The sequence below is a fragment of the Undibacterium sp. Xuan67W genome, assembly GCF_049340165.1.
Taxonomy (GTDB): domain Bacteria; phylum Pseudomonadota; class Gammaproteobacteria; order Burkholderiales; family Burkholderiaceae_D; genus Undibacterium.
In genome coordinates, this window is the sequence record NZ_JBMPPN010000012.1 from 18103 (window position 1) to 31174 (window position 13072).

A 13072-nucleotide genomic window follows, 5' to 3' on the forward strand; every position below is an offset into this window, starting at 1 on the left:
GCTGTTGGTTGTGTTTGAACATTATTGGGCGTCAGTAATTGCATTTCTCTTTCACGGGCCTTGTTTCAATCCACGTGTAGTTGACAGGTAATTGCCCTGATTTATAAATGATGATCATCATGATTGAATATATTACGACCATAATCTATAATGTCAAGGATTAAGTACAAAATAATTAAGGCTTACGATGAGAGTCAGCAGAGAGCAGGCAGCAGAAAACCGCGAGCGCATCCTTGATGTTGCTGCGCAGTTATTCCGCGAAAAAGGTTTTGACGGTATCGGTGTCGCCGATTTAATGAAGAGTGCGGGGCTGACCCATGGTGGTTTTTACGGGCACTTCGCTTCCAAAGATGACCTGGTTGCGCAAAGTTGCGCAAGAACTCTGGAGCGCTCTGTCGAGCATTGGCAGGCCATGGTTGAAAAGGATCCCGATCATCCGCTGGAAACTATCACGTCATTCTATCTGACTGCCAAGCACAGAGATCATCCTGGCCGTGGCTGTGCAATTGCCGCTCTTGGTGCCGATATCGCCAGGCAAAATTCCTCAGTTCGCACCAGCGTCACTGAGGGGGTGCGCGGACTGGTCGGTATATTGAGTAAAGTATTGCCCGGCAAGTCGAAGGCGGCAAAGCAGGATAAAGCACTGGTAACTTTTGCCACTATGGTCGGTGCCTTGGTATTGTCGAGAGCAGTAGATGATGCTCAATTGTCTGAGGATATTTTGCAGGCAGTAGCCTCATCGATCAACAGGCGAACAGCGGCCGAACCATGAGTAAATAAATACTGCTAGCCGGGTAATAGTTGAACGAAAGCTGATCGATAAATGGAAAGTTTGACAAAGCAATTAAGCTCAAAAAAATCGCTGCCATCATTGAATGAAGGCAGCGTTGTGATTGAGTGATTGTGTGATTGAGCGAGATGAGGTGATCGTTCAATTAAACTGGAATCAATACCGGTTCCTTAGCCACCCATGCAAAATACGTTGAGCTTATTTCCATCAAGGTCGCGGAAATAACCCGCATAGAATCCACCACCACCGCGCGGACCCGCGGGGCCTTCGTCTTTGCCACCGAGTTCAATTGCTTTGTTGTACAGCGCATCTACCTTGGCTGGACTGTCCACGATAAGAGCTACCATCACGCCATTGCCGACCGTCGCAGCATTGCCGTCATACGGCTTAATTATCCCTAGCGAGGGTTGCGTCGGGCTGACTGCCCAGGCGATGAATTGATCCGATTCCATATAGCGCTTTGCGCCGATGACGCCGAGCAAGTTGTCATAGAATTGTGCTGCACGTTCAAAGTGATTCGTACCTAGTGTGACGTAACCGATCATCATTGTCTCCTTGTGGTTGATTATTAATAGGTGTCAAAACAGGTGCTAATTTAGATCCTAATTCAGTCTTGAATGTAAATCTTAATTCAGACCCGAACTTAAGCGAGTTATTCTGCCACAAGGAGCGTGCTGGATTACTCCAGCATCGTATTAAATTGCAGTGAGGCGAGCTTGGCATAAATGCCGCCCTGCGCCACCAGCGAGGTGTGCGTGCCAGTTTCGACGATGTGACCGTGCTCCATCACGATGATGCGGTCGGCGCGCAGTACGGTTGCCAGACGGTGAGCAATGATCAGGGTCGTGCGACCTTTCATTGCGACCTCGAGTGCACCCTGCACCAGTCGTTCTGATTCCGCGTCCAGCGCGCTGGTTGCTTCATCGAGTAATAGTAATGGCGGATTTTTCAGCAAGGCCCGTGCAATCGCAATTCGCTGACGTTGACCGCCGGACAGGCGTACGCCGCGCTCACCCAAAAAGGATTGATAGCCTTCCGGCAGGCGCTCGATGAACTCATGTGCTGCGGCCATTTTGGCAGCGGCAATTACCTCTGCATCAGTGGCATCGGCTTTACCGTAGCGGATATTTTCCATCGCGTTCGCAGAAAAAATGACCGTATCCTGCGGCACGATGCCGATCGCATTGCGCAGCGTATGTAAATCTAGCTGACGCAGTTCAACGCCATCGAGTTTGATGCTACCTTGTTGCGGATCATAAAAGCGCAACAACAACTGGAATAAGGTGGTTTTGCCAGCGCCGGACGAACCGACCACGGCGACTGTTTCACCTGGAGCGATGTCGAGTGAGATATGACCGATAGACGCCATGTTCGGCCGGGAAGGGTAGTGGAATACTACATCCGACAGTGATAGTGCCGCGCCATTCGTCGTTAGAACCGGTAGTGACAATGCGTTTGCTGGTGATTGTATTGGTGATTCGAGTGACATCAGTTCCAACAGACGTTCTGTTGCGCCGGCTGCACGTTGTGCTTCTCCCAGTACCTCAGATAACGCTCCCACTGCACCTGCTACGATTGTTGCATACAGAATGAACTGACCAAGTTCGCCGCCACTCATACTTCCGTCCATCACGGAATGCGCGCCTAGCCATAACACAAACACAATCGCACCAAACACCAACAAAATCGCCAACATCGTCAGCAGAGAACGCGCACGGATACGACGCATCGCCGTAGCGAAGGCGCTTTCTACCGAACCAGAAAAACGCTGCGCTTCGATATGTTCATGGGTGAAGGCTTGCACCGTTGGCATGGCATTCAAGATTTCACCTGCAACGGCAGATGCATCCGCAATCCGGTCCTGCGAGTCACGCGACAGCTTGCGGACTTTACGACCGAACAAGACGATGGGCAGGATGGTTGCCGCCAGTGTGACGATGATGATGGAGGCCAGCTTCGGACTGGTCACAAATAGCATCGCCAGACCACCGATGAACAAGAGAATATTACGCAAGGCCATCGAAATACTGGTGCCCACCACCGACTGAATCAGCGTTGTATCTGTCGTCAGACGCGATAGTACTTCTCCTGTCTGTGTCGTTTCAAAAAACTCCGGGCTCTGCGTTACCACATGCGAATACACCGCATTGCGAATATCCGCCGTCACCCGTTCACCTAACCACGACACCATGTAAAAGCGCGCCGCCGTTGCGACACCGAGTACGCATGCCACACCAAATAAGGCCAGAAAAGTCAGGTCTACATGCTTGATGCTTTTTGCTCCGGTCGTGCTAAACCCCAAATCGATCATCTGACGGAAAGCATACGGAATCGCCAGCGTTGCACTAGCTGCAATGATTAGCGCAATTCCGGCCAAAAAAAACTGACGACGATAAGGAAGCAAAAACGGAATTAAACCTTTAAGTGTCGCCAGACTACTTTTAGACGCAGCGTCAGTATTGTCAGTATTGGAAGGGGCGGTCATAGTCGCTTCAGGTGAGAGGTGATGGAAATGGCGGAAATAGCTGAACTAATTGAGAGAAGCAGTATTGTGTCAGCTTTCTCCTGTGTAGGAGCGAACCTGGCACATTAGGAAATAATACAAAAAACTGATATGGGGACAGTGTCGGTCGAAACAAGATTGCCTTGGTACGGGTTGCTGAGAACGTTGTTTTCCCTTTGAACGTGATTCTCTTATATTTTTTATATAGTGTTTATGGGGATGTTGTGGGGAGTATATGGATAAATAAGGCTATCTCTGCTTATTTTTAAAGCGTCTTTAACATATACATCCCCTTAGTATGGGTGCGGTAAGGACGTTCTTGTGGCGTATTGATTCGTTAGCGGCAGGCCACATGACGTCACAAAAAAATGAGGCTCACTTCTCAGTGAGCCTCATTTTTGACCTGTCAGAAAATACGTGTCAGAAAATAGTAGCGAGAGTTGATGTCTCTGCTTACGCTTTTTTACGCTTCGCAATCCAGTCATCAATTACACGTTCTAGTACCACTAACGGCAGGGCGCCGTGGGTCAGTACCTCGTTGTGAAATTGTTTGAGATCGAATTTGTCACCGAGCGCGAGCTTGGCTTTCTCACGCAGGGCGAGGATTTTTAGCATACCGACTTTATATGCCAGTGCCTGACCCGGATCAACCATGTAACGCTCAATTTCGGCGGTGACATCGGTGAGCGCCATGCCTGTATTGTCCGTCATGTATTGGATCGCCTGTTCACGCGTCCAGTGCTTGTAATGAATGCCGCTATCCACCACGAGGCGAACCGCCCGCATCATTTCATCACGCAGTCGACCCAGATTATCCATCGGATCTTTTTCAAATCCAAGCTCCCAAGCGAGACGTTCTGCATACAGAGCCCAGCCTTCCGCATAAGCAGTGAATGGCAAGACTTGCCTGAAGAACGGAACGTCTTGCAGCTCTTGTGCGATAGAGATCTGGAAATGATGCCCCGGAATCCCTTCGTGATAAGCGAGGGTGCGCATGGTGAATTTAGGATTTTCTTTTGTGTCGCGCATGTTTGCGTAAAAGATGCCAGGGCGCGAGCCATCGAATGCACCTGGGTTGTAGTACGCTCCCGGTGCAGTTGCCTGAGAAAATTCTGGCACCGCTTTTACTTCGACGCCGAGTTTTGGGCGCACATCAAAGCTGCTATCGAGTCCTTTGTTGACCTCATCCAAAATCACCTGAAAGCCCTTGAGCATGGCTTGTTTACCCTCTGGTGTGTTCGGATAAAGTTGTGCCGGATCCTCGGATAACTGCAGTACGCGAGCGCCGACGGTACCTTCGCTCAGACCTTTGCTTTTTAAAATAGCATCCATCTCTCCACTGATGCGGGCAACTTCTACTAATCCCAGATCGTGCACTTGTTGCGGCGTCATGTCGGTCGTTGTGTGCATCTTGACTGCCCATGCATAATACGCAGCGCCTCCGGGATAATGCCAGGCGCCAAAATTGCCCTGTGCTTTAGCTTGCAGTGAGGTGAAGTGCTGAATCAGTTTTTGATATGCGGGATAGACTTGTTTCGTCACACTGGTTTCCGCTTCGATCATTAAGGCTTGGCGCGTTGTTGTATCGATTGTGTTTGCTGGTAACTTGTCGAGTTTTTCTTTGAAGCTGATGAATAGCGGATTTTGTTTAGCAGGTTTGGCGATAAAGTCCCGCATTTGCACTAAGACTTTTTCTACGAGAAATTGCGGCGGAATGATATTTTTGTCTTCACGGATTTTCAATCCTTCAAGCACCTGATCGAATTTAAGCGGGAATTTATTCAAGCGTGCGATGTAATTTTTGGCGTCTTTTGCAGAATTGATCTGATGAATATCGATCATGAAATTCGGCAAACTCGATTGCACGCCAAACATCTGATTTACCGGGAAATTCAGATCTCGAAATTGATCCCCTTCGTCCTGTATGCGCAGGTAATATTCCATCGTATCGTAGGATAATTGTTCATCTCGACTGTAGGTATCGCGTGGATATCGATGTAGCGTAGCGAGATTGTCACGCACCATATCTGCCATTTTTTGATCTGCTGCTGGGGATGCATCGCTGAATTTGTCACTGTAAAAATCCATCCAGTCAGGAAGAATACGCATGCTGGACAACATCTCGGGCTGGTCTAATGCATAACGTGCCATCACGCGGCCGTAGAACCAGTCAGCTTTAAGTGGTTTGAAATACCAGACGTGAATAAAACCGACTGCGAGGATAAGCAGTAGCACGAGTAGTGCACGACCAGTCCATTTAAAGAATCGCGCCATAATGTTTTTCCTTGATCGAAGTGAAAAAATAATTATAGTCAGAATTGTTTCTAGAAAAGCAAATATTTACGGGGCTAATGCGCTTTAGGTCAAAACAAATAGGCTGTCAGGTCAACAAAACCAATAACGCAAACGTTGAGGTAACACCCTCACTACCTCAAAGTCCCTTTATGTTCACAATAAGTCGCAAGGCTCTTCTCGCAGTCGTCATGCTGCTTCCTCTGGCCGGATGTCAGACGACCATGAATCAGCGGCAGGATTGCAAGGTAGGTGACTGGAATTTCATCGGTAATAAAGATGGCGCACAGGGTTTCGATCCGCGCTTTGATGAGCGTCGCCAATTTTGTGCAGCGGTTGATGGTGACAAAATTAAACTGGAATCAGCGGGGCAGTATCAGGCTGGCTGGCAACAAGGTAATCAGCATTTTTGGGAGGAGGTCGGTGCGCGGGATGGTATCAGCGCACTTGCGGTATCCAACTATGAACGGCAATTAAAAACCGAGATTATCGTTAAAAACCATACGCCACCAAATCCCGATGCGTATCAGCGGGGTTGGGTACGAGGCAATGCCGATTATTGGTACGGTATTGGCGACACGGATGGCAAGGCAGGTCATTCGGCAAAAGATGAGCAACTCAGGGCGGTCAGCGGACAAACGATCGGTTTTAATCAAACCAGTTATCAGCAAGGCTGGCGTGTCGGTAACTATGCCTACTGGACGCAAATCGGTTTTCAGGACGCGCATGACGGGGTGCCAGACAGTGAGCTGAAACATCGTGCGCAGGCGGCGCAGACAACCGGTGTTCTGGTGCGGGAAGATGCCTACAAAGAAGCCTGGAATAAAGAAATCATCGAATACTGGCGTCGCCTAGGCTGGAGTGATGCGACCGAGGGGCGGGATGTAATTACCCGTCGCGCGGATGCTAAGGCCAGAGGCTTGAAATTCAGTGAGACCGAATACCAGCAGCAGTGGGAGCAGCGATTAATCCAGTACTGGCGTGAGGCCGGTAATACCGATGGTTTTGGTCAGCCCAATCAGCTCGAAGACCGCATGAGTAATGCCCGTCGCAATAATGTGTTCGTCATTCCGCAAACGCGTGACACCTATAATCAGGCGTGGTTTGCGCAAAATGCTGTCTATTGCAGTCCTGATAATGCTTTTGCTTTTGGTCGCAGTAATCACCGTATGGCAATCGAAGTCTGTCAGGCGAATCAGCAAAACAGAGCGCGACGTGCCTGGAGTGCCGGGCAGGATTATGAGGACATTGCCAGAAAACTCAGTAACATCAACATGGATCTGGCGTCATTGAACGATCGCCGTAGCGATGCCGCCCGCCGGCTAGAACGGATTGAGCGGGAGATCCGGCGCGATCAGGACGACAAAAATCGCGTGACTAATAACGATACCGCGAACAATGACCGCAAACGTGAGCGGGAGCGCCAAGAGTTGCGTGAGTTTTTGCAGGGAACTGCGCACCGCATGGATGATTTACGTAGCTGGGAGTTCCGTTATAGCCAGCAAATGCAGCAGATTAAGCGTGATATATATCGAGATTAAATAGGCGGTATTAAATAAACGGGATTAAATAAGCCGACTTAAATTATCGGGATTAAACCGGCCGCCCATAGCGATGGGTTGTTTCATCATGTCGGTGGGATATTGTTGATTGATCAACCGAACACTCAATCAAACAAATAATTAATCAATCAATAGTCCCGCAAAAAACTGCTAAAAGACCTTTGGCTGTAACCTGGCATGGCGTCAGGTTTGATCGTCAACAGCGGTGCAGCAATCTTCCCTTAGGGCGAGTTTTACGTTTTTGCAATAAAGCCACGAGATGCGCCTGAGTATGATTTTTTAGGCATTTCTAGAAACGAATCCGCATATTCCATGCGCCTTTTAAGCCATTTATGTCTGTAAAGCCTCATGGAATATGCGGATTCTTTTTTAAATCTGGCTGACTCAAATATTTAGCCTGCTGAAGTTCACATTAAGAGGCGAAGCCCTTATAATCGCGCTACTTGATCAGGAGAGCGTGACCAGCGAACGAGCCATGGTTACCGCCGAAGGGGCTAACACCCAAAAACTCTCAGGCAAAAGGACTGATCAACGGGGCTGTAGAAACACCCCAAACTCTGGAGAGCGATAGCGGCATGTTGGTATCACGCCGAACTATCCACCGAAGGTGCGCACGGATGGGCCGCAAGGTCAGTCCGTAATCTCTCAGGTATCAGGACAGAGGGGTCTGCGATGTGATCGCATGCGATGAGCTGTAGCTCGTCCGTGTGGTGCATCGTCCCTTCTATTTTGGTAATGAGGTTCTCATGACGCAAGCAGCCGCAACTCTTCAAGTAACTCCACTTAATTCTGCCCACCGTGCCGCTGGCGCAAAAATGGTTGATTTCGGCGGCTGGGACATGCCCGTCAATTACGGATCACAAATCGAAGAACATCATGCTGTCCGCACCGATTGCGGAATGTTCGACGTGTCTCATATGTGTGTAGTGGATCTGAAAGGCGAGAACGTCCGCAGCTTCCTGCGCGGCCTGGTTGCCAATAACGTCGATAAATTGCAAGTCCCGGGCAAAGCGCTGTATTCCTGCATGCTGAAACCTGAAGGCACGGTTGTCGACGATCTGATCATTTATTACTTCAGCGAAGACTGGTTCCGCCTCGTCGTGAATGCAGGCACTGCCGCAAAGGACGTTGCCTGGATGACCGCGCACAATGCTGCGACCAACGCCGGCATTACCATTACACAGCGCCGCGATGGTGCAAATGCGTTTGCTCTGGTTGCCGTACAAGGACCAAATGCCCGCGCTAAAGCATGGGAAGTTTTGCCAGAAACCAAAGCGGCCAGTGCTGAGATCAAACCATTTAATGCAGTGATCGTTGCCGACACTTCTTTCGGCGAAGTGATGGTGGCACGTACTGGTTACACCGGTGAAGATGGTTTTGAAATCGCTGTTGCCTCAGAGCGCGTGACTGAATTGTGGAATGCACTGGTCGCCGCCGGTGTCAAACCAGCAGGCCTTGGCGCACGCGATACCTTGCGCCTGGAGGCTGGCATGAATCTGTATGGGCAGGATATGGATGAAACCGTGAATCCATTGAATGCCGGTCTGGCATGGACGATCGATCTAGTTGCAGAGCGTGACTTTGTCGGTAAAAAAGCTTTGCAGGAACAGGGACAGACAGCACAGTTTCTGGGGCTGATTTTGCGTGAAAAAGGCGGCATCCTGCGCGCACATCAAAAAGTCATCACCGCGCAGGGTGAAGGTGAAATCACCAGCGGTACATTCAGCCCAAGTATGCAAGAAGCAATCGCTCTGGCGCGCTTGCCTATGGGTGTTGCGATTGGCGACACAGTTCACGTACAAATCCGCGATAAACAATTGGCAGCAACAGTAGTGAAGTTACCATTTGTACGTAACGGTAAAGTTTTGGTAGCTTAATTATTTTTTTGCCGCAGAGACGCGGAGGTCGCAGAGATTTTTGAAATATTTCTCAGCTACCTTTGTGCCTTTGCGGCAAAGGTGTTTAGTTTTTAAAGATTATCATTTTAAATTTTTTTGGAGAGCCACATGACAGTTCCAGCAGATCGTAAATACACAGCGTCCCATGAATGGGTACGCGTTGAAGCCGACGGTACAGTCTCCGTTGGTATTACCGACTTCGCGCAAGACGCGTTGGGCGATATCGTTTTCGTTGAATTACCGAAAGTCGGTACGGTGTTGGCGGCAGGTAAAGATTGCTGCGTGATTGAATCTGTTAAAGCAGCGGGTGACGTGTATGCACCCGTAGCTGGTGAAGTTGTCGCCGTCAATGATGCCGTAGTTGACGCGCCAGATGCGATCAATGCAGGCGCATTTGATGCATGGTTGTTCAAATTGAAGCCAGCCAATGCGGCGGATGCTGATGCCTTGATGTCTGCAGACGCCTACCAAAAAAACATCGGCTAATTTTTGATGTCCTGATAAATGTCATTGTCGGGGCGCATTACGGCGCAGCTAATGCACGCAATTCGATATATTGCTGCGCCTCTTGTTCCTTGCCTTGTGCTGCATTCCAACAATGACATTTCCCGGAGCACCAAATTAATCCGGACAGGTCAACCATCCGTGATTCGCCACACTCTGTTCTAACCAGTTTCTACCCCACAAATACCATGACCCGCACTAGCCTAACTCAACTCGAAGCGCATGACGCTTTCATCGCCAGACATATCGGACCTTCCGAGGCAGAACAAGCCGCCATGCTCAAGACCTTGGGTTATGCGACACGCACCGCCCTGATCGATGCGATTGTCCCTGCCAATATCCGCCGCCACGACGTATTGCCGTTGGCGCAATTCACCGAAGCCAAATCAGAAACGGAAGCGCTGGCAACATTAAAAGCGCTGGCAGGCAAGAACAAAGTGCTGAAATCCCTGATCGGCCAGGGTTACTACAACACCCATACGCCGGGCGTGATTTTGCGTAATATTTTTGAAAATCCAGCCTGGTACACCGCGTACACACCGTACCAGCCAGAGATTTCTCAAGGTCGTCTCGAAGCGATTCTGAACTTCCAGCAAGTCATCATGGATATGACAGGCATGGACATCGCCAACGCATCGATGCTGGACGAAGGTACCGCTGCAGCCGAAGCGATGACCCTGATCCAGCGCGTTGGCAAATCGAATTCCAATGTGTTCTATGTCGCGCATGATGTGCTGCCACAAACCCGCGAGATCATCGAGACACGTGCCAAGCCTTTGGGCATTGAAGTACGTGCCTTGACAGCAAACGAAGCTTTGGAGAACGATTGCTTTGGCGTGCTCTTGCAATACCCGGGCGTTGATGGCGAGATCCGTGATTACCGCGAATTCGCCGCCGCTGCGCATGCCAAAGGCGCGATGGTCATCGCCGCTGCTGATTTGCTGGCGTTGACGCTGATTGAGGCACCGGGTACCTGGGGGGCTGACGTGGTCGTCGGTAACAGCCAGCGCTTCGGTGTGCCGCTCGGTTTCGGCGGACCACATGCAGGTTACATGGGTACCAAAGACGCATTCAAACGTTCTATGCCAGGCCGCCTGGTGGGTGTGACGGTTGATGCGCAAGGTAAACAAGCTTATCGTCTGGCGTTGCAAACACGTGAGCAACATATCCGCCGGGAAAAAGCGACATCGAATATCTGTACTGCACAGGTCTTGCTGGCAGTAATCGCGTCGATGTATGCGGTGTATCATGGCCCGGTTGGTTTGAAACAAATCGCGCAACGTACCCACCGTCTGACCGGTACTTTGGCGGCTGGCTTAAAAACGATGGGCGTGGCAATTACCAACGCAACTTTCTTTGACACCTTAACGATCAACGTCGCCGATGCCGCAGCTATTCATGCAGCCGCACAAGCGAAAGGCTACAACCTGCGCCAGATCAGCGCGACACAAGTAGGCGTCTCTCTGGATGAAACAGCGACACGCGCGGATGTCGATGCTTTGTGGGCCATTTTGGGATCAGGGAAAGCAATGCCAGATTTCGCGGCAATTGAAGCGACCGTGGCAGATGCCTTCCCGGCAGCCTTGGCACGCACCACGACGTATCTGACGCATCCGACCTTCAGTCGTTACCACGCAGAACACGACATGCTGCGTTATCTGCGTAGTCTGGCCGATAAAGATCTGGCTCTGGATCGCACCATGATCCCGCTCGGTTCTTGCACGATGAAGTTAAATGCGACTTCCGAGATGATTCCGGTGACCTGGCCAGAATTTTCTAATATTCATCCTTTCGCACCGGACGACCAGACTACCGGTTACCGTGAAATGATTGATCAATTAGAAGCGATGTTGTGCGCGGCGACTGGCTACGATGCTGTATCACTGCAACCTAACGCTGGTTCGCAAGGTGAGTATGCTGGATTGCTGGTGATTCAGGCTTATCACGCGTCTCGCGGCGAAGCACATCGCAACATCTGCCTGATCCCCTCATCGGCACACGGCACTAACCCGGCATCTGCCAGTATGGTCGGTATGGATGTCGTTGTCGTTGCCTGCGATGACAACGGTAACGTTGACTTGGTGGACTTGAAAGCCAAAGCCGAAAAACACAGCGCCAATCTGGCAGCCGCGATGGTTACATATCCGTCCACGCACGGTGTATTTGAAGAAGGCATTCAGACTTTGTGCGAGATCGTTCACGCCCATGGCGGTCAGGTTTATGTAGATGGCGCGAATATGAATGCGCTGGTCGGCGTCGCTGCCCCTGGCAAATTCGGCGGTGACGTTAGTCATCTGAACCTGCATAAAACCTTTTGTATCCCTCACGGTGGCGGTGGCCCGGGCGTTGGTCCAGTCGCCGTAGGCGCGCATCTGGCAAAGTTCTTGCCGAATCAGAAGTCAACGGGTTATGTTCGTGGTGAAGACGGCATATCGGCTGTCAGCGCTGCGCCATTTGGTTCTGCCAGTATTTTGCCAATCTCTTGGATGTACATCGCGATGATGGGTTCCGAGGGGTTGAAAGCGGCGACAGAGACAGCGATCCTTGCGGCGAACTATATTGCTAAACGTCTGGCGCCTCACTATCCAGTGCTGTACGCTGGACACGACGGTCTGGTTGCGCATGAGTGCATTCTGGATCTGCGTCCATTGACTGACGCAACCGGCATCAGCAACGAGGACGTCGCAAAGCGCCTGATCGACTTTGGTTTCCATGCACCTACGATGAGTTTCCCGGTACCGGGTACTTTGATGATTGAGCCAACAGAAAGCGAATCACAAGCTGAGTTGGATCGATTCATTGACGCGATGATTGTGATCCGTGAAGAAATCGCTAAAGTTGCCAGCGGTGAATTCGATGCGAAAGACAATCCGCTCAAAAATGCACCGCATACAGCAGAAGTGCTGGTCGCAAATGAATGGACACATGCGTATGGCCGTGAAGTCGCTGCCTTCCCTGTACCATCTTTGCGCAAGCAAAAATACTGGGCACCGGTAGGCCGTGCGGATAATGTGTATGGCGATCGTAATTTGTTCTGTTCTTGTGTTCCTGTGAGCGATTACGAATAACATAAGCTTTAAGTAGTGTCCCAAAAAGCGGATATCTGATTGCAGATATCCGCTTTTTGTTTAAGGGCATATTTTCTTGTTGGTGTACTCATAATGACCACAATGAGATTGATCCTTTAACAAGAAAGTAACACGTGTTTCGGAAATCATCGCGTCATTATTCCGACGGTTTGAAGTCTCGATAACGATGATAGATGCAATGAGCTAATTAGATTACGAAAGCAATACTTGTCGATGTAAAAATTGAATTGTATTGAAGTAATGTTAATTGAGGAACGCATCAGATAAGTCTGATGGATGGGGTCTTTTGTCATTTTTAAAGTAAGACTTTTTTAAATTCCATTAATGTAGTTATTTTCCCAAGGTAACAATTTTTAAATGTTGCCGCTTGCAAATGACAGAATACTGAGTAGTATGAAATTAGTTGCAGTAGATTGGATGTAGATTGACGTTTT

Annotated in this window: 8 protein-coding genes and 2 riboswitches; of the genes, 5 read left to right on the plus strand and 3 right to left on the minus strand. The window is 49.9% G+C overall.

Going from position 1 to position 13072, the window contains the following annotated elements; translation table 11 throughout:
• Positions 1–187: 187 nt before the first annotated feature.
• Entirely contained in the window at positions 188–772 is a 585-nt protein-coding gene (locus ACO0LE_RS12125) for a TetR/AcrR family transcriptional regulator (RefSeq protein ID WP_422960610.1), read from the plus strand.
• 188 nt (positions 773–960) lie between these two features.
• On the opposite strand, the gene ACO0LE_RS12130 is transcribed toward ACO0LE_RS12125, so the two are convergent.
• From ACO0LE_RS12130 to ACO0LE_RS12140, 3 genes are all read right to left on the minus strand, one after another.
• Positions 961–1335: a VOC family protein gene (locus tag ACO0LE_RS12130; RefSeq protein WP_422960611.1), complete on the minus strand. Its 375-nt coding sequence runs from the start codon at positions 1333–1335 to the stop codon at positions 961–963.
• A gap of 134 nt (positions 1336–1469) precedes the next feature.
• Entirely contained in the window at positions 1470–3275 is a 1806-nt protein-coding gene (locus tag ACO0LE_RS12135) for an ABC transporter transmembrane domain-containing protein (protein ID WP_422960612.1), read from the minus strand.
• Between the two features lie 471 nt (positions 3276–3746).
• Complete coding sequence (locus tag ACO0LE_RS12140) at positions 3747–5567, minus strand: DUF885 domain-containing protein (protein ID WP_422960613.1); 1821 nt, start codon at positions 5565–5567, stop codon at positions 3747–3749.
• Positions 5568–5737: 170 nt separating this feature from the next.
• On the opposite strand from ACO0LE_RS12140, the gene ACO0LE_RS12145 reads away from it, so the two are divergent.
• From ACO0LE_RS12145 to gcvP, 4 genes are all read left to right on the plus strand, one after another.
• Complete coding sequence (locus ACO0LE_RS12145; protein WP_422960614.1) at positions 5738–7126, plus strand: DUF2799 domain-containing protein; 1389 nt, start codon at positions 5738–5740, stop codon at positions 7124–7126.
• A gap of 459 nt (positions 7127–7585) precedes the next feature.
• A riboswitch (glycine riboswitch) is annotated at positions 7586–7684 on the plus strand.
• Between the two features lie 10 nt (positions 7685–7694).
• Positions 7695–7818: riboswitch (glycine riboswitch) on the plus strand.
• Positions 7819–7893: 75 nt separating this feature from the next.
• Entirely contained in the window at positions 7894–9024 is a 1131-nt protein-coding gene (gene gcvT, locus ACO0LE_RS12150) for a glycine cleavage system aminomethyltransferase GcvT (RefSeq protein ID WP_422960615.1), read from the plus strand.
• Between the two features lie 129 nt (positions 9025–9153).
• Entirely contained in the window at positions 9154–9531 is a 378-nt protein-coding gene (gcvH, locus tag ACO0LE_RS12155) for a glycine cleavage system protein GcvH (RefSeq protein ID WP_422960616.1), read from the plus strand.
• Between the two features lie 206 nt (positions 9532–9737).
• Positions 9738–12617 (plus strand): aminomethyl-transferring glycine dehydrogenase, encoded by a 2880-nt coding sequence (gene gcvP, locus ACO0LE_RS12160; RefSeq protein ID WP_422960617.1) that lies wholly within the window; start codon positions 9738–9740, stop codon positions 12615–12617.
• The last annotated feature ends 455 nt before the right edge of the window (positions 12618–13072 follow it).